Origin of the sequence: Bdellovibrio sp. HCB117, from assembly GCF_047305915.1 — a bacterium.
GTDB lineage: Bacteria > Bdellovibrionota > Bdellovibrionia > Bdellovibrionales > Bdellovibrionaceae > Bdellovibrio > Bdellovibrio bacteriovorus_B.
In genome coordinates this window covers 3,224,071-3,242,260 of record NZ_CP178622.1, presented here as the reverse complement: position 1 = coordinate 3,242,260, position 18,190 = coordinate 3,224,071, and the positions used below count along the sequence as shown (strand labels likewise).

Annotated in this window: 13 protein-coding genes; 5 read left to right on the top strand and 8 right to left on the bottom strand. The window is 46.3% G+C overall.

Annotated elements, in window-relative coordinates; translation table 11 throughout:
* Nucleotides 1-5: 5 nt before the first annotated feature.
* The 3 genes from ACLWBD_RS15285 to ACLWBD_RS15275 are packed head-to-tail and all read right to left on the bottom strand — an operon-like array spanning nucleotide 6 to nucleotide 3,213.
* Nucleotides 6-1,847 carry a histidine kinase dimerization/phospho-acceptor domain-containing protein gene (locus tag ACLWBD_RS15285; protein WP_413568837.1) on the bottom strand — a complete coding sequence of 614 codons (1,842 nt, stop codon included), beginning with the start codon at nucleotides 1,845-1,847 and terminating at the stop codon, nucleotides 6-8.
* Nucleotides 1,835-2,518: an HAD hydrolase-like protein gene (locus ACLWBD_RS15280; protein WP_413568836.1), complete on the bottom strand. Its 684-nt coding sequence runs from the start codon at nucleotides 2,516-2,518 to the stop codon at nucleotides 1,835-1,837. Before ACLWBD_RS15280 ends, ACLWBD_RS15285 begins: the two co-directional genes overlap by 13 nt.
* Nucleotides 2,515-3,213, bottom strand: a complete 699-nt coding sequence (locus ACLWBD_RS15275) for a M14 family murein peptide amidase A (protein WP_413568834.1) — start codon at nucleotides 3,211-3,213, stop codon at nucleotides 2,515-2,517. Before ACLWBD_RS15275 ends, ACLWBD_RS15280 begins: the two co-directional genes overlap by 4 nt.
* Nucleotides 3,214-3,270: 57 nt before the next feature.
* Here ACLWBD_RS15275 and glmU point away from each other — a divergent pair, with 57 nt between their 5' ends.
* Nucleotides 3,271-4,677, top strand: coding sequence for a bifunctional UDP-N-acetylglucosamine diphosphorylase/glucosamine-1-phosphate N-acetyltransferase GlmU (glmU, locus tag ACLWBD_RS15270; RefSeq protein ID WP_413568833.1), 1,407 nt, complete (start codon nucleotides 3,271-3,273; stop codon nucleotides 4,675-4,677).
* An 8-nt stretch (nucleotides 4,678-4,685) separates the two neighbouring features.
* Nucleotides 4,686-6,572, top strand: a complete 1,887-nt coding sequence (gene glmS / locus ACLWBD_RS15265; protein WP_413568832.1) for a glutamine--fructose-6-phosphate transaminase (isomerizing) — start codon at nucleotides 4,686-4,688, stop codon at nucleotides 6,570-6,572.
* Between the two features lie 54 nt (nucleotides 6,573-6,626).
* Here the strand turns inward: glmS and mltF are convergent, their stop codons facing one another.
* Nucleotides 6,627-8,006, bottom strand: coding sequence for a membrane-bound lytic murein transglycosylase MltF (gene mltF, locus ACLWBD_RS15260; RefSeq protein WP_413568830.1), 1,380 nt, complete (start codon nucleotides 8,004-8,006; stop codon nucleotides 6,627-6,629).
* Nucleotides 8,007-8,573: 567 nt separating this feature from the next.
* Here mltF and ACLWBD_RS15255 point away from each other — a divergent pair.
* On the top strand, nucleotides 8,574-9,188 hold the full coding sequence (locus ACLWBD_RS15255; RefSeq protein ID WP_081112127.1) for a thymidine kinase: 615 nt from the start codon (nucleotides 8,574-8,576) through the stop codon (nucleotides 9,186-9,188).
* Between the two features lie 12 nt (nucleotides 9,189-9,200).
* Here the strand turns inward: ACLWBD_RS15255 and trmFO are convergent, their stop codons facing one another.
* A complete protein-coding gene (gene trmFO / locus ACLWBD_RS15250; RefSeq protein WP_063205207.1) occupies nucleotides 9,201-10,523 on the bottom strand; it encodes a methylenetetrahydrofolate--tRNA-(uracil(54)-C(5))-methyltransferase (FADH(2)-oxidizing) TrmFO in 1,323 nt (440 codons plus the stop codon).
* Nucleotides 10,524-10,546: 23 nt separating this feature from the next.
* Between trmFO and ACLWBD_RS15245 the strand changes: the two genes are divergently transcribed.
* Entirely contained in the window at nucleotides 10,547-10,942 is a 396-nt protein-coding gene (locus ACLWBD_RS15245; protein WP_063205206.1) for a DUF721 domain-containing protein, read from the top strand.
* Between the two features lies 1 nt (nucleotide 10,943).
* Here the strand turns inward: ACLWBD_RS15245 and ACLWBD_RS15240 are convergent, their stop codons facing one another.
* Genes ACLWBD_RS15240 through ACLWBD_RS15230 form a run of 3 tightly spaced genes read right to left on the bottom strand, consistent with a single transcriptional unit; the run spans nucleotide 10,944 to nucleotide 15,573 of the window.
* The gene (locus ACLWBD_RS15240) at nucleotides 10,944-13,511 is read right to left on the bottom strand and encodes a hypothetical protein (RefSeq protein ID WP_413568829.1); all 2,568 of its coding nucleotides are present in this window, start codon (nucleotides 13,509-13,511) and stop codon (nucleotides 10,944-10,946) included.
* A gap of 11 nt (nucleotides 13,512-13,522) precedes the next feature.
* A complete protein-coding gene (locus ACLWBD_RS15235; protein WP_413568827.1) occupies nucleotides 13,523-14,740 on the bottom strand; it encodes a hypothetical protein in 1,218 nt (405 codons plus the stop codon).
* Between the two features lie 5 nt (nucleotides 14,741-14,745).
* On the bottom strand, nucleotides 14,746-15,573 hold the full coding sequence (locus ACLWBD_RS15230; protein ID WP_413568826.1) for a S1 family peptidase: 828 nt from the start codon (nucleotides 15,571-15,573) through the stop codon (nucleotides 14,746-14,748).
* A gap of 225 nt (nucleotides 15,574-15,798) precedes the next feature.
* On the opposite strand from ACLWBD_RS15230, the gene ACLWBD_RS15225 reads away from it, so the two are divergent.
* Nucleotides 15,799-18,183: a hypothetical protein gene (locus ACLWBD_RS15225; protein WP_413568825.1), complete on the top strand. Its 2,385-nt coding sequence runs from the start codon at nucleotides 15,799-15,801 to the stop codon at nucleotides 18,181-18,183.
* The last annotated feature ends 7 nt before the right edge of the window (nucleotides 18,184-18,190 follow it).

Here is an 18,190-nt window from a genome sequence, read left to right as displayed (position 1 = left end):
ACCCTTTAAAGTGAAAAAGCTATGCGCGCTATATTCTCTTGGTATTGGCTCAGTGAAAACTCCAGTGTGCCTTCAAAGTCTCGTAAAATCTGCGAGGCCACTGAAAGACCTAAGCCGATAGGAAGGCTGGGGTTTTTTTCTGGCGTACCGTTATCCTTGACTAAAATATATGTCAGTTCTGTGCCAGAGGAAATTTCGATATCTAGAATTGGACGAAAGCCCTTTTCATTGCGTGAACGGTCTGTGACGTGATCAATCGCACTTTGCAGGACATTTTTCAAAGCTTGAGCCAGAAGATTAAGGTGGCCACGTACCAAAATATCCTCGCCAGGGAAATGCAGCTTCACTTCAATGCCTTGGGATTTTGTTTGCAGCTCTACGATCTTAAGAGCGCGCAAGCAGGCTTCCTTCAGGCTGATATCCCCAATCTGATCGGCATTGGGATTTCGCGTGAAACCTAAAAGGTTTTGCACGATTTCTTTACAGCGTTGTACGCCCGCTTCCATTTCCACAATGTCGGGGTAAAGAGGATTGTCTGGACTCATGTCCATCTTAATGAGCTGAGTGAAGGATAGTATGCCCCCTAAGGGATTATTCAGTTCGTGAGCGATACTTGATCCGATAGTTCCTAGCTCTGCCATTTTTGCCGACTCTAAGATCTGCTTTTCCATTTTCAGTTGTTGAGTCACGTCATGATAAAGATTTACGAATACCGGTGGCTTTTCAGAATCCAACGGAAGGCTTTGGCTGAAAACTTCGAAGGTGCGCGGAGAAGAGCTCTGACTTTGCACGCGGAAGTTCGTTCCGCGCTGACAGCCCGGACAAGGTTCCTCGCGATTGTATAAAACTTGATAACACTTGCGCGAAGTGTGTTCGCGGCCCTGCTCGCGAAGCCTGTCATCCAAAGCCTTGTTGGATTGAATGATGTCATAATTCGTGTCAATAAGAACAACGGGATCCGACATGGAATTGAAAGTGGCTTCCCATTGTTCTTTCAAAGACTCTGATTCTTTCAGTTTCTGAATACGGTCCAAGGCCAAGGCCACGGCTTCGGCAACGCGAGTGAGGAAGTCACTTTCTTCCTTCGTGAAAGGATGATCCGGACCCCGCAAGAAAAAGATGGATCCGACTTTTTCGTGATGACGGAAAAGGGGAACCTGCAGTTGCGTGAAGTTCAGCTGGGCCTGCACCTGTCTTGAAAACAATTCGTCTTGAGGATGATAGAACAAACGAATCCAAGACGTATGAACCGTCGCGGCCATAGATTCATTAAGAAGTTGTTCAATTTCCCCCACAGAGCTTGCCTGATGCACGGCCATAAGGGCGCGCTTAAATCCCTCGATACGAGAGTTTGTTAAAAACAATTTGCGGCGTGCTTCCGTCAGAAACTTCGTTCTTTTTTGCACGCGCTCTTCGAGTTCAATTTGCAAGCGTTTTAACTGTGCCGTTTGTTCGCGAATTAAGAGCGCTAAGTTTTCATCCTGTTTGCGCTGATTGGCTTCTTCTAACGCCGAAAACAAGTGGGTTTCTAAATCGGCATCTTGATAGCTCGACATCACTCGGAAGAAAGAAAACTCTTCATGCAAAAAAGAAAGCTGGTGTGCGGAAAAATCTTCTGGCACGACAGCAATAAATTGCGTCGCCGGTGAACTTTCTTTGATCGCCTGATAAAACTCAGGAAATTTTTTTCCTAAAACCAAAGTGATCGATACGGCGACAACATCGTAGGTGGAGTCCTGAATCCAATGCCAGGCCTGCTGCAAGTCGGTAGCAATATGCGCTCCCAATTCTTGTAAGCGTGCGTCCCAAGGACCAATTAAAAGAAAACTGGCTTTTAAAGTCCGCATGTCGGGATGAGGTCCTGGTGTTGGGTGATAGTAAAATCAGGATGATCTTCAGGATATTGCGGAATTTCGCCGACGTGCTCGCCATAAGCGAAGTAACAGGTGTCAGCACCCATGCGTTTTCCATCGCGAATTTCACTGGAAAGACGATTCCCAATACTTAAGAGTTCTTGCGGTTTATGACCTTCACTTTGCACAATGTCGAGGAAGGCCGATTCTTTTTTCTCTCCGATAAAGCCATTTAAAATATAGATTTTTTTAAACAGCGGCGCGATTCCTAAAGAGCGGATTTTCTGCGCTTGGGCCTCGGGAGACCCCATCGTTACTAAAAACAGATTATGAGATTTGCGCAGTTTTTGGATGTTATCCAAAGATCCTGGCATCATCGGAAGTTTTTCAGGGATCTCGGGGTTATAGAAACGCTCAAGCGCGTCGTGAATGGCTTTCCCTTTTTGGTTCGTCCCGAATCTATCGACAATCTTCGTAAAGATTTCTGTATGTGAATATTGCGAGGCCAACTCATGGCGCATTTGCAAACAAGTTTCTAAATCACATCGCAATCCCGCAGCTAGCATGGCTTCGCAAGAACGGCGGGCCGCTGCTGGAACCAGAATACCTGAGGTGTCCAGCAAGGTGTCGTCTAAGTCGAAGGCGATGGATTTATACTTACTCATGAAATTGATTTTCCTGTCAGTAGAAGTTCCAGTCCCTTTTTAAAGTGAGGCCACACTAAATTCAGATCAATGTGTTCTTGTTCTTCAATACAGATCACCGGGATCTGGTGTTCCATCCAACCGTATTGTCCTAGGCTTCCCGGTGTCGGATAACCAATGTCTTCACGCGCCTCGTAACCTGTGTCAGTCGCCAATATCTCAGCGGCTTTTTTTCCAGGCTGGCCCGTGTAGACAACGCAAGGCTCCCACGAGTGAAAGTGTACTATGAGCTGTGGCTTTTCGTCCTCAATGAGTTTTACCAAGGCCTGCACTTCCTTCTCACTTCCAGGCGAAGGGCCAGGATAATATCGGGGTGCCTTGGCTTCCGAGGACCAGTCTCGCGAAGGAAAATTGCGGTTCAGGTCTACTCCACCGGCGTTCACCCTTTGGTTTTTCGCATAACCGTCGGGGTTGATACAGGGAATCAGCAGCCACGGGCGGATAGACTCAGATTGAGTGGCCTCTACCTGCTGAAGCCATTGGATAAGTTCCTGCGCCAGGCGAACGCCTTCGGGTTCGTCGCCATGAACTCCTCCAATAAACAAAATGGGCCGTTCGGAAAAGCCACTCAAACTGTGTGATTTTTTATACAATTCGATAGAAGTTCCAAGAGAGGTTTGAGCCCAAGAAGTTTGATGAAAAATTTTTCCTTGCATGAGACAATTAAGCCTGTTTTTTTCAGAGAAGAAAAGCTTTTAAAAGGATGTTTCTAAATGTCAGTCAATTCATCTGAGAAGTTAACTGTGATCGCTCTTGCTGCCGGTAAGGGCACACGTATGAAATCGCCACTTCCAAAAGTTCTTCATCCCGTGGCGGGCCGCCCGATGATTGAAAAAGTCATTCAAGCTTCCAAAGGTGCCGGTGCCGCCGAAGTTCGCGTGATCGTGGGTCACGGACAAAATCTCGTCCGCCAGGTCGTCGAACCGATGGGTGTTGCTTGTTACGTCCAAGAAGAACAATTGGGGACGGCGCACGCCGTTCGTTGTGCCAAACCAGAAACCATCGAAGGTGACGTTGTTATCATGAACGGCGATCATCCGTTGATTGAAGCTTCGGATATCAAAGACTTCGTTCGTCACTTCCGTGATGAAAAATGTGATTTGGCCGTGGTGACAGCGGTTATTAAAACGCCGGGCGAGTTTGGTCGTATCGTGCGTCATCGTGGTGAACTTGCAGCGATCGTTGAAGCGAAAGATGCTTCGGTTGAAACTTTGAAAATCAAAGAAATCAATACAGGTATCTACGTGGTGAAAGGCTCTGTCCTTGCGGAATACCTTCCGAAGATTTCAAACAACAATTCAAAAAAAGAATTCTACATCACGGATCTTATTTCTTTGTGCATCTCAGATAAGCTGCGTGTGCAAGCCATCCAGTCGACTCCCAAAGTCGCTGTTGGCGTGAACAACCAAGTCGAGCTGGCTAAGGCCACTCGTCTTTTATTCAAACGCAAAGCTATGCGTTTGATGGAAGAAGGCGTGTTGATGATCGACCCTCGCACCGTCTACGTGGAGGAAAGTGTGGAGATCGGCGCTGGCACAGTGCTTTACCCGAATGTCTTTATTCGTGGTCGCTCCAAAGTCGGCTCTTTCACCGTGATCGAATCGAATAGTTTTATATCTGATTCAGAAATCGGCGATAGCGTGCAGGTGCGCGGCGGCAGTTATTTAGAACAAACGAAACTTCACAATAAAGTTTCTGTTGGTCCTTACGCGCGCCTTCGCCCAGAGACAGAAATCTTCGAAGAAGCTCATGTTGGAAACTTCGTGGAGATGAAAAAAGTGAAGTTCGGTAAAAAATCAAAAGCCGGTCACTTGACGTATCTTGGCGATGCCGAGATCGGTGAAGAAGTGAATGTAGGTTGCGGAACTATAACTTGTAATTACGCAGCTGACAGAAAGAAATATAAAACGAAGATTGGAAACCGTGTCTTCGTAGGCAGTGACACTCAGTTCGTGGCTCCTATCGAAGTCGGTGATGACGCCATCATCGGTTCCGGATCGACGATTACTAAAAATGTCCCAGCGAAAGCCTTGGCTGTCGCTCGTGGCAAACAATTCGTTAAAGAAAACTACGCTGTTAAAGCCACTGAACAAGAAGTGGCCGAGACTGAAAGCAAATAGGTGAAGTTATGTGTGGTATCGTTGGCTATTTAGGCCCTCAAAATCCCAAAGATGTGATTATCAGCGGTCTTAAAAAATTAGAATACCGTGGATACGACAGTGCGGGTGTGGCTATTCTTGATGGTGGCAAAACAAAACGCGTGCGTGCCCAAGGTAAACTTAAAAACTTGGAAGAAAAACTGACGTCAGAGAAGTTCGATGGCCGTATCGGCATCGGTCACACTCGTTGGGCGACTCACGGTAAACCTTCTGAAAGAAATGCCCATCCTCACCAAGTTCGCGGCATCAATCTTGTTCACAATGGCATTATCGAAAACTATCTTGAAATTCGCGAAGAGCTTTTGGCTCAAGGGGCGGAGATCACTTCAGATACAGACTCTGAACTTGTCGCGCATTTGATCGCGAACGAAGTGGAAGTGACGAAAGATCTTTTCAAAGCCGTTGAAGGCGTTTTGCAAAAAATCCGCGGCGCGTTCTCTATCCTTGTGATGTGGGAACAAGATCCAGATCGTCTAGTGGCTTTCAAAGACGGCCCACCGCTTGTTGTGGGTATCGGCGAAAAAGAAATGTTCGTGGCTAGTGACGTCCAAGCTTTGATTCAGTACACGAAAAAATTCGTTTACTTGGATGACCGTGAAATCGTGTCGATCAAAGGGGCGGATGTTCAATTCTTCTCTGCCAACGGCTTTCCGATTCAAAAGAAAGTGGTTGAGCTGAACTGGAATCCAGAGATGGTTGAGAAGCAAGGTTATGCTCACTACATGCTTAAAGAAATCTATGAGCAGCCTCGTGCGGTCGCAGCAGCGATTGAGCCGCATGTGAATCCAGAGAATTTCTCTGTGGCTTTAAAAAATGTCGGCTTCGGCGGACAGCCTGTTCAGAAACTGGAGGAGCTTGATTCGAAAGCGGACTGGGCGAAAACTCAAGAAGTCTTTAAAAACATCGACCGCGTGTTCATCATCGCCTGCGGAACAAGTAACTATGCCGGCATGGTGGGTAAATACTTGATCGAACAGCTTGCGAAAGTTCCCGTTGAATGTGATATCGCAAGTGAATTCCGTTATCGCAATCCGGTGATTCCTCCTCGCAGCTTGGTGATGACGATTTCTCAAAGTGGAGAGACGGCGGATACTTTGGCAGCGATCCGCATGGCTAAGGAATTGGGTGCGACAACTTTGAGTATCTGTAACGTGCGCAATTCAACAATTGATCGTGAAGCTCACGGGCACTTGTATATGAACTCGGGTCCAGAGATCGGTGTGGCTTCGACAAAAGCTTTCACCAGCACGATGGCTGTTCTTAACTGTTTTGCCATTTCATTGGCTCGCGCTCGCGGTGCGATGAATGAAGCGACAGAAAAAGAACTTGTGAAGTCTTTGCTAGCTGTTCCAAGTCAAATGGAAGGCGTTTTAGCTTATGACAAATACTTCGAAGAAGCTGCTTCAGGCTTGAAGTTGTTCCGTGGCTTCTTATACATGGGTCGTGGTACCAGCTTCCCAATCGCAATGGAAGGCGCTTTGAAATTGAAGGAGCTTGCTTACATGCACGCTGAAGGTTATGCCGCAGGTGAAATGAAGCACGGTCCATTGGCATTGATCGACGAGCGCATGGCGATTGTGATGGTGGCCCCGACAGATCACCTTTACGAAAAAACTATCAGCAATCTGGAAGAAGCCCGTGCCCGTGGTGGTAAAGTGATTTCTATTGGAACTGGCGAAAACGAAAAGCTTCGTGCGATCAGTGAATACTATTTGGCAATTCCAAAAGCTCACTGGACTGTCGAGTCTATTTTGACTGTTATTCCATTGCAGCTGATGTCTTACCATTTGGCTTGCAACCTTGGTTACGATGTGGATCAACCACGCAACCTCGCAAAGTCCGTGACAGTTGAATAAACTAAAAAGCCCTCTGAAAAGAGGGCTTTTTTTATTTCTAAAATTTCAAAAAAATTAAACGCCAGAATTCATTAAGTTATAAAACGACTTCACACGCTCGACGAAGTCCACTGTTTCATAACCGCGCGCAGGACCGTATTCTAATTCAGCCGCGTAATCCGGATTTGCTAGAAGCGGAAGAACCTCGCGTAGGTGTCTCCAAGAATTAGGATTGCGACCCATTTTTTCAGCGAGCTTTTGCGCATCTTTCAAGTGAGCGACACCGACGTTGTAGGCCGCCAAAGTCAAAGCCAGACGGTCTTTCGGATTTAAGTCTTTCGGAGTGCGATTCCATAAGTAACGAAGATACTTCGATCCGCCCCAAATACTTTGCATGGGATCTGTACGATCTTCGATACCCACGTGATCTGCCGTCTCTGTCGTTAATTGCATAAGACCGCGCACGCCCGTAAAGCTGCGAGCATCTGGATTCCAATGTGATTCCTGATACGCCACCGAAGCAATCAACTGCCACGGAAGACCGTGCTCTTCACCGGCATCTTTGAAAGCCTGGCGGTAAAGAGGAAGTGTCGAACGAATCTTTTTAAAGAATTGCGCAATGTCTCGTTTATCCAGTTGGGCGAGATAAGTTTTGTAACGATCCAAGGTACGCATGATTTCATCATCGCGAGAGGCTTGCTGATACCAAGCATTCATTAACTGCACGAGATCATAATTATCTGGAGTTAAAAGCCAGCTTAATGAATAAGACTCCGTCAGGGCCGTCACTTTTTCTACGGAGGTGTGATAGCGCGTATAGAAATCTCCACTGAAGTTTTCAGCGATCACGCAATCCGTTTTACGTTGCGGAAGACCGGTGAATAAATCCTGAGTTTTCGTATTTTCTAAAATTTCAAGTTGGACGGACGGAGAAAGTTGAAGCAGGCGTTGTGAAAGACCGAAGTAGTTGTCTTTATTAAGAAGCTGGATGCGTTTGCCGTTAAGATCCTGGATATTTTGAACTTGGGATTTTTTGTGGCAGTAAAGACTTAAGAAAGTCTCTTCATAGGCCGGGCTTTTCAAAAAGCCTGTATTATTGCGAGGAGTCCTCAAACGAGCGGCGGCAATATCGCCCTCACCCTTCATCAAAGCCCTTATCACCGAGTCTTCATCAGGAAGAACCACGTAACGGATCTTGAGGTTGTAGCGGTGAGCGAAGTTTTCTAACAGATCGTGGTCGATTCCGAACGCCACCCCTTTTTTCGGCTTACTATATATAAGAGGACTTTGCGTGGTGAGGACAACAACTTCGCCTTTAGCTTGAACACGGGACAAAGTTTCTTGCTCGTCCCAATAAATGGCGTCACAGCCATTCATTGCGATCGTCGTAAAACCCAAAGCGCTGACTAGAGCGACCTTGGTTAATTTCTGTCGAAATCTTAAAAACATTCCCATGTGTTCGCCCTGAGTATCCGACGACGCGCCGCAGTCGCAAGCCATAAGGGTGGTTCAGACCCTTAAAATTGTGAAAAACTGACGGTTTTTGGAAGAACTCCGTGGTGAATTAGAAAAAACTTCAGTCTCAGTGTGGGGTTGCGGTCCCGTGTTACGAAATTGGGAGAAGCTCGCGATTGTAACGCGGGCCCTTCGATTCTGCGGATCGTCGAAGCCTTTGGGCTGTCGAATGACTACGGGACACGGGCGTCCGGCCCTCTGCCGGCCAGGGTACCGCATCCTGCGGGGCCGGAGGTCCCTTCATCATCCGCCAGCCCAAAGGCTTCGCCAATCCACAGAATCGAAACCGGGTTCTTGAGTTCTTCCGAGACATGTTTGCGCCCGGGGGATTGAATGAAGAGGTTTTCAAAAATGTTGCAGCTTTAATGAGCAGCAGTTTGGGTTCTGGGTCTTCTCTATATATAGACATGCTTTCTTGGGATTTTTTGGTGGGGACGGTTTGCGTTAGTTGGTGACTCGGGGTGGGGATTCTTGGATCGTCTTTGGCTGAAGACAGTGAGGGGTCAAGTGTCTGAGTTTTCTTATGTTCAAAGTAGAGGGTGGATTGAAATCGTTGTTGGGTCGATGTTCAGTGGGAAGACTGAAGAGTTGATTCGCCGATTGCGTCGGGCGGAGTTTGCTCGGCTTCAGATTCAGGTTTTTAAGCCTATTATTGATAAACGTTATAATGAGATGGCAGTGACTTCTCATAATATGACGACGATGGATTCTTTGCCGATTCATGATGCGGAAGAGATTTGGAGTCATTTGAAGCCGGGAACTAAAGTTGTCGGTATTGATGAGGGGCAGTTCTTTTCTGCGAATCTGGTGCAGGTGGCTCAGGATCTTGCTGATCGTGGGCTTCGTGTGATTATCGCGGGTTTGGATACGGATTGGCAGGGGAAGCCTTTTGAGCCGATGCCGACTTTGATGGCGATTGCTGAAAGTGTGACGAAGCAACATGCGGTGTGCGTGGTTTGTGGTGCTCAAGCTAGCCGTACGCAAAGAACTTCAGGTGGAGACAATCAGGTTCTTGTTGGGGCTCATGATTCTTATGAAGCTCGTTGCCGTGACCACTTCAAGCCTGAAGTGGATCAGCCGACATTAGATTGGAAATTAAAACGTGAAATGGAAATCTCCTAAAGGCTTTGGCCCTTAGGGATTCCAGTTTTGCAAAGCTTCGCGAGCTAAAGTGATTTGCTTTTTCTTGCGAAGTTCTTTGTCGCGCTCTTTTTCTGCCAATGGTGGAAGAAGGGCGAAGTTGATGTTCGTAGGTTGGAAGTGCTCTGCTCTTGTAGGATCCGTGATTGCTTCTAACAAAGAACCAAAGGCGCTGGCTCTTGGTGGTGGTGTGAAAGGGCGGTCTTGAAGTTTTTGATTCAAGAAATGCGCGACCATCAGTCCCGTACACGTCGATTCGAAGTATCCTTCGACACCTGTGATTTGGCCCGCAAAGAACAACCAAGGATCATTCTTGGAGGACAAATCTTGATTCAATCTTTTCGGAGAATTGATGAAGAGGTTGCGGTGAATGCTTCCTAGCTTTAGGAACTCTGCATTTTCTAACCCTGGAATCATGCGGAAGACGCGCACTTGTTCTCCGTACGCCATGCGAGTTTGAAAGCCGACCATGTTGTAGGCCGTGCCTTCTTTGTTGTCTTGTCTTAATTGGACGACGGCCCAAGGATAACGACCTGTGCGTGGATCATCCAAGCCGATCGGTTTCATGGGACCGAAACGCAGAGTCTGAGGACCACGGTCCACCATCACTTCAATCGGCATGCAGCCTTCAAAAAAGTTCGTCGTCTCGAAATGTTTTGGTTCGATCTTACGTGCGTTTTTGATTTCTTCGATGAACCGATTGTATTCTTCTTTGTTCATCGGACAGTTGTAGTAGTCGCCCGTGCCTTTATCGTAACGGTCGGCTTTCCACGCGATTTCCGTGTTGATGGTATCGGCATCAATGATTGGCGCAATGGCGTCGAAGAAGTAAAGAAATTCATCACCAAAATGTTTGCGCATGTCTTCGGCGAGTTCGTCATGAGTCAACGGGCCGGTGGCGATCACGGTCGGACGAGGCAAAGAACTCAGTGACGTCACCACGTCATTGCGAACTTCGATGCGCGGATGATTTTTAATTTTCTCGGTGACGATTTCAGAAAAGACTTCGCGGTCCATTCCTAAAGCTTGGCCTGCTGGAACTTGTGCTTTGAAGGCCGCATCCAAGATGTGGGAATTCATTTTTTTTGCTTCCCACTTCAATTGTCCTGGTGCGGAGTGCTCTCCCAAACTGCCAAAAGAATTCGAACAAACAAGCTCTGCGAACTTGTGAGTTTTATGAGCAGGCGTCATGGTTTTATCGCGCATTTCGTAAAGAACGACTTGATATCCCATGTCAGCCAATTGTAATGCGCATTCCGAGCCTGCGAGCCCTGCACCAACCACTGTAATTTTTTGATTTTGAGTGAAATTTGTCATCTTTGTGGTAGACCTTTTCTGAGATGGATTACACAAACAAACCCAAGCGTAAATTTTCTATCGGCTCGGAAGTACTACAGAGTCTTTTTGAAAATGGCAAGTCGCCATTGTCAGAGCAATTTATGCGTTGGAAATTGTGGGCGAAATGGGAAGAAGTCGTGGGGCCCACCATTGCGAAAAATGCCGAGCCTGTCGGTTTTCAGCGCGGTGTTTTGTATGTTTGGGTGCGAAACTCAACCTGGATGCAGCAGATGAGTTTTATGGGGAATCACATTCGTGACACCATCAACCAAAAATTTGAGAAGAATTTTGTAAAATATATCAAGTTCACTCTGGACCGCCGCGAAGTTCCTTCGGCGGATCAACAGGGTTTCCGAGAGATGATTCAAAAGATCGCTCCCGAAGACGACAACGACTAAATCACTTCAAAGACTGTAAAGAGCGAATCCACGGCAGTTGGATTTTATCCAATTGCTGACGGCTTTCTTTGTTCAGGTGTGGACGAACTGTTTCTAGCGCTAGGATTACGTTCACCTTCTGCGGGAAATCCAGTTTCGTTCCATCGCCGTGAACATAGAAGCCTTCTTTGTCGTTATAAAGATGCTTGTTCATGCCGTAATAGATTTCCAAAGCCGACCACTTGTAAGTTTCAAGCTCCGTCACCTCAGCAGCCTTAAGAAGAGCGCGCAGGCTTAACGCTTGTTCTTCAGCGTTCACTTCAGGATTATTCGAAGGTTGCAGTTTATTAAGATAATAGTAAGACGGAAGCAAAGACTTCTCATTCATCAGCTGATTTGAAAGAAAGTTAGCTAAAGCGACGGTGAGAAGTTTAAGATCGCGTCGACCTTCCACTAAGGTTTCTAGAGCACTCAATCCCTCGGCATCTTTTTCTAAAAGGATCGAAGATTTTGTATTCTCAACACCTTCAGTGGCCTCTAAGAATTCAGCGATGGCTAAAATAAACTTCGCCATGTCCCGTGTCTTCACGGCGTTTGATTTTCTTCCGGCCTTGATGTCGACAATGCCGCCCATGACGGCAGTTTCAGTTGTCGTCGTATATTGATCCGCCCACAGGAGCTTCTTATCTAGCGTGAGTAGAAAAACCGGCGTGGATTTCTTCGTGATATCTTGAAGCAGTACGGCCACATCGCCAAGATTCAATGTGAAGAGCATATCTTTGGGGAATAAAGATCTATTTAAAGCCTCTGCTTGAATTTCTGATGTTAATTCCTGCGCTTTAATATTCCCAAGTGTCTTATCAAAGTTCGTTTCCTTCCAATCAGCCATCACGCGCATCATGCGGCTTAAGCCGTGAATCTGTGAGGCGAAGGCTTCTGCTGAAAAGTTTTTCTCGTAAGCCATTTCTTCGTTCGCATGAAATCCGTCTTGCAGTCGGATCTTGTCGGGGATGCGGTAAGAATGCTCAGATTCGTTAAGATTCATGATATCCAAAGGTGCTTTGACTGCTTCGACGGGAGAAAGCAATGCCGGGATCAGGTTTCCGTTCACATCGCGATAACCACCGATGCTCACGAGCTTATTTACCTGCGATAAAGCTGTTTGAAAACTGAGAGCTGTCTCTGGTTGTGAGTACTCAAGAAGAAGACTGTTTGCCGCTAACGAGGGACCGATATTATCGGCCTGAATCTCGTTCATCGAACCTTGAGGTTGCACCGAGAATGCCGTTTTATTGGAAATTTGGATTTTAACTTGCGAGGCTTCAAAACCGGGAACGTGGCCCTTTGTCTCTGGCAAAACTTTTTCTGACCATTTTGCAAAAAGATTTTTGATGTAGTCGCCATAATTGGACTGAACATTCGCCAGCTCTTTCCTTTTTTCAACAAGACCGGCATCGATTTTTTCTACGAAGATTGCCGGAAGTTCTTTTACAAAGTTTTGCGCGAACTTTTCGATTTCAGAATAAACATAGCCTTTCGTTTTTTCGTTCATCTCTTGGCGAAGTTGCTGCAAGCCGTACTTTTTAATTTTTGGAAGGATAAAGACTTTCTTGGCAATACCTTTAAACAAGCCGCCGGAACAGCCATCTTTACGAAGACAATCAAGTTCCTTATCATCTTGATTCGTCAGAAAATCATAGAGGTCTTCGTTCACCGGTTTAAAATAGCTGGCTTTTTCTTCCGGAGTTAGAATACGCCAGATATCAACAAGGACTGTGAGCCCTGCTTGAGGCTCGTCTTGAATGGCATCTAAGCCTGTCGAGATAAGGCGACCTTGTTGAAGACTTTTTTGAAGATCTGCAGGAACGGCAACATCAAAATCCTTAATTACTTTTTCAACCAGATTCAGTGTCTGTGTCAGAGTTTTTGCGTTTTGCAAGTCTTGCATCAAACGTTGGACGTCGGCGAACAAAGGTTTCGTTTGAAGTTGGAGTTCCGTTTTTACGCCCTCTTTGATCATCTCCGGCATATCTAAAGTATCAATCGAACCAAGAAGAGCTTCGGTGAATTTTTCGACGTGAAGTAAAAGACTTGATAGAGTCTCTGGCTGTTGCGGCCAGGGATAAGATCTTCCTAATTGAAGGATATTTCCGGAAAGGGTCAGTCGTGATCTTTCAAGGTCGACGGACACTTCACTTAAAGTTTTTCTTACTTCTTCCTGAGTTTGTGCGGCGGCTAAAGATGCAAAAGGGGTTTGCGCCAGGGGCACCATCGTTGTGGCGCCGGGCTGCGCATAAAAACTTTGAATCCATTGCAAGCCTTTGTTTTTTAGAACTTCGTCATCCCGCAAATTTCCAAGAGCGATCAAGTTTTCGGCTTGTTCGAAAAGGTCGGCGGTGGAAACCGTTCCCTGCCACACGAGAGGGGGAGTTTCTCTGTTAAACGAGCGAAGACGTGCATTTAGATCGGCGTCTTGGGACTTGGGGCCGAAAGCATTGCGAGGTGTTTCAAAGCGACGCTCTTCCGGTTTGGGCGCGCAAGCACTCAAGGCAAGGACAGATGAAATTAGAATTTTAATGCTCGTCTTCATTTAAAATCCCTTTAAAAAAACATCATCAAGTTCAGTTCTTGCACCAATTGGCGTTCTACGTTGACTCCCGCGATGACATCAGAAACTTCCAAGGACACGATCATGGGAAGTACGGCCGTCTTCTTAAAATAAGATTTCACAGAGCTGTAAGAGACTTCCGCCTTCACTCTTTGTGCTCGCATTTCAGTATTCAAAGCTAGAAGATCATAACGAGAATTTTTTGCGCCAGAAAAACTGTCTTCGAACTTCGTGGAATATTCATAGCCGCCACCGAAAGTCCAACTGTCATTGAGTTCATAGAATAAATTGCTGCCTAGTGATGTCGTGTCTCCTAACGAACGATCGACCTCTTCTTTTGACGCCTGATCAGGAAGAGTGTCATCTTCGTCCAAAGGTACACGCGCGGTGATTTTATCGGGAACGTTATAGATATATGAAAGATAGGGAACAAGGGTAAAACTTTTCCCCATCTTGCGGGAATAAGCGACGGTATTATTAATGTTCGTTCGGCCGAAAATATTTAATGCCGCTAGATTGTCAGGGTCATAGGCAGGGCCCGTTGGTAAGCTGAGCTGCGCTTGATAGACGATGGCTTGCCTATTGTCCTCATAAAACTTATAAACGCTAGCTAGTTGAACGTCGCCTAAGAAAGTTTCATCCTGATTGGCTAACGGTCGATAGCCTTTTTGTTTCAAAGTTTGTTGAGTGGCGACAGCCAAGTTCGTATTTAAGGCGCTGTCGAGTTCGGCACTTAGACCGGAGAACTGGGCGCGATAATATTCAATGTTAGAAAACTGCTGAGATATTGACACAGAGTTTTTGTAAGTCACGACTGGTAAACCTAAACCCAATGTCCATTTCTTAGTTAAACCACGGGCAAAAACGGGAGCAAAGTACTGCACTGTGGGTTTCGTATGAACGCGCAGAACTCCTAGATTAAAATCGCTTCCCAGATTATGAGCGCCAAAGCTGTTCAACGCATCAATCAGGCGTTTTGCATCGGAATTGAATTTCGCCAAAGTCGGAGCATCGAAGACCACAGATTTGTAGTCGCCCAGTTTCATCAAAGTGCCGTCTTCAATATACTTTTCATCAATGCCATCAATCTTCCCAAAGCGAAATGATGGACTGTTAATACCTTCAGGAAGAACGTTTGTGGACGTCAAAGCCTGGGCGCTGAGAGCGCCGCAAAGTCCAAATAAGATTAAAAGGGCTTTGACTTGTTTCATCGTCTTTACTCTAAAGATAACGCGTTTAAAGTTTTTTGAATCCAGTCCATGTGATACTGAACATTGATGTACTGACCGCGGTAGTTACACCAATCGGGATCTGGATCTTCTGTTTGCGGAATCAATGATTTTGAAACAACACCGACAACCATTGTGTCTTCACCTGCAGTCAACATCGCAGGACCACCGGAATCTCCTTGGCAGACACCTTTGCCTTTGGTTTGATCCACTTCGAAAGTAGGGAGGCTCGGATCGTAAGATGCAATTTCAAGAGTCGCGGTTCTTAAGATGCCTGCATTTCCAGGAAGAGATTTTTTTCCATTAGTTCTTCCGAAGCCCGCGGCAGTCACATTCTTAAGTTCCAAATTCTTCTTAGCCTCAGGCAACGTCATGATTGTTACGCCTTCTGGAAGAGAGACTTCAAGAAGCATCATCGCTAGATCCGCCGTATCTTCTTTCGGGTAATCTGGGTGAGGCACGATTTTGATCACATTGAAAAGGGCTTTCTTGTCTTCAACGGGAAGTTCGATACGAACCACATTGGCATTTTCCACGATACAGTGAGCGGCTGTCAGAATGATTCTTGGAGAAATAGCGGCCGCTGTACATTCCTGCACCTTGTAAGACGTCGTGATCTTATTGCCATCGTCTTTAACTTGTTTGTTATAAAGCGAGCGCAGGTGAAGCGCTTTGCGAGTCATGGCGTCTTCACGAGCCACTTCAGTGCCACCGACAATAGCCGGTGAATCCACCTGTGTCATCTCAGCCGGAGAGGTCTGAACATCGCTTTGACAGGCACTTAACAAAAAGGGAAGAACGAGCCATTTTCTCATGTCGACCAAGGCATGCAAAAAACTGGCTTGGCAGAGCGAAAATAGGTTGTTTATTAGGTGTCTAAAACTTTGATAGGCGACCTAAAATGCACCAGGGTTAAGTTTTTTTGTTCCCGACCTTGAGCTAAAAAACACTTCTGTTCAAGAAATTCAATTGAATACATTTCGAATTTAAACAAACTACTTCATGTTCATATACATATTAATGTTTAAGGCGAGGTCTTCATGAAATATCGAGCAATATTCACCGTGATGCTACTATTTAATTCTCAAGCTAAAGCAGGCGCATGGGTATCAAGTGGTGCTGATGTATATTATAACTCCGGTTTGGTTGGTATAGGAATAGCTACTCCTTCAGCTCTGCTGGATGTTAACGGAGACATTAAGGTAAATGGCATTGGTATAGGGACAGGATATGGCGGCCTAGCATCAATGTGCACGGCGGTTGGCAGCGGAGCATTGCAAGTGAATACGGGGCAGGGGAACACAGCAGTGGGAAACCAGGCTTTGTCGCTCAATACTACCGGTATATCAAACACGGCCGTAGGTCTTTATGCATTAAAAACGAATGTTTCGAGTTATAACTCGGCATTCGGCAGCGGTGCACTTTCAGCGAATACGGATGGAACCCAAAATGTCGCGATTGGTGCGGCAGCGCTAACCGAGAATACTCTGGGAAATGGGAACACAGCGATAGGAAATGGATCGCTTCAGTCGAATGATGAGGGTGATTACAATGTTGGCGTTGGCGATTTTGCGTTAAAATTTACTGTAGGCTCCAATAACATAGGAATTGGAACTTACTCTCTAGCCAGTAATACGATTTCTAATGGAAATATCGCCATAGGAACCAACGCTTTATTTGATTTGAAAAGGACTACAGACTCTACTGGGTATAATACCGTCATTGGACATAATTCCGGTTTAGGGATTATCAATGGTACAAACAACACCATTATTGGTGCACGAGTTCAATCCCTCGGGCCAAATATTTCAAATAATATCATAATTGCTGATGGTGAAGGAAACAGAAGGATTAACGTTGATTCAGTTGGGAATGTTGGCTTAGGTACTACGACACCTCAAGATCGTCTTGAGGTAGTCGGAACAATCCGTGCTGATTCCATTTGTGATAGGACGGGGGCGAATTGTAAAATCCTTTCGAGTGGGTGGACAGGAACGGGAACTGTTACAAGTATTGCTGCAGGGCCTGGTTTATCCGGTGGCACGATTACTACTTCGGGAGAGATCGGTCTCTCCGACTCAGGAGTTCAGCCTGGTATCTATGGGTCTGCTACTCAAATACCTAAATTAACCATTGATGCCAAAGGCCGAGTGACACAAGTCGTAGCTGTTGATATTGCGGATTTGAACTCTGGAGGAGGTATAGCCGGTGGAGACTTGGAAGGTACTTTTCCAAATCCGTTATTAAAGTCAACAGGGGTGGTTGCAGGTACTTATTCTAAAATCACAGTTGATTCAAAAGGTAGAGTGCTACAAGGATCCAATCTAAATATCGCCGATATCAAATCAATAGTCGTTGGCGGTTGGTTAATGGCATCAGGCCCGTGTCCTAATGGGCAGCACCTTTCATATTTAGCAATCTCAGACACGTTATCATGTCAGCCTTATAACGTAACTTCAAACCAAATTTCATCTGCTTTGGGATATATCCCAAGCAATGGATTGAAGACTGTTAGGGCGGCAGCATCCGCGACCAGCATATCTGTGGATACCGATGATGTAGTTTCTATTGATGCTTCTTCAGGCAACATAATCGTTAGCTTGCCTTCCGCTGCAGAAAAAGCGGGGAAAACGTTTACATTCAAAAAAACTGATTCGAGTTCAAACTCGGCAATAGTAAACGCAACTTCGGGTGAAAATATTGATGGTAATCCTAGTATGGTTTTAGTTTCAAAAAATTCGTCAGTGACAATTATTTCGAACGGAAGTCAATGGCTGGATATTAGTAAACCTGCATTTCGTGCACCAACTATTCAAGTATTCCTTTCCGGTTCTGGAACTTACACACTTCCAGCTGGCGTCTTATACCTACGTGTCCGCCTTATTGGCGGCGGCGGTGGCGGATCGGGCTCGGGCGGACTTCCTCCGAACGTAGTGCCTACATCAGGAGGAAGCACTACATTTGGATCATCCCTTACTGCATTAGGTGGTCTTGCGGGTAACTGGGGAGGATCAGGACCTGCGGGTGGTATAGTTTCAGTAGGTGCGGGCGCAGTAGCACTGTTGTCATCGACGGGCGGTAGCGGAGGCAGCGGTCTAACCGCACTTGCTTATGGTGCGGGAGGTATTGGTGGCGCATCTTGCCTATCGGGTAATGCAAGTGGTGGCATGAACTCCGCCGGAAAAAATGCTGCTGAGAATACCGGGGCTGGCGGCGGCGGCGCAGGTAGTAGTAGTGGCGCAAATTCAAACAGCGGATCAGGAGGCAGTGCAGGTGGGTGTCTGTATGCGCAGATTAATAATCCAGCTGGAACTTACTCATACGCTGTGGGAGATGGTGGCATAGGTGGCGGGCAGGGCTTTGGCGGATACGCCGGAGGGAATGGAGCTAAAGGTGCCATTGAAATCACAGAGTACTATCAGTAATTGATTT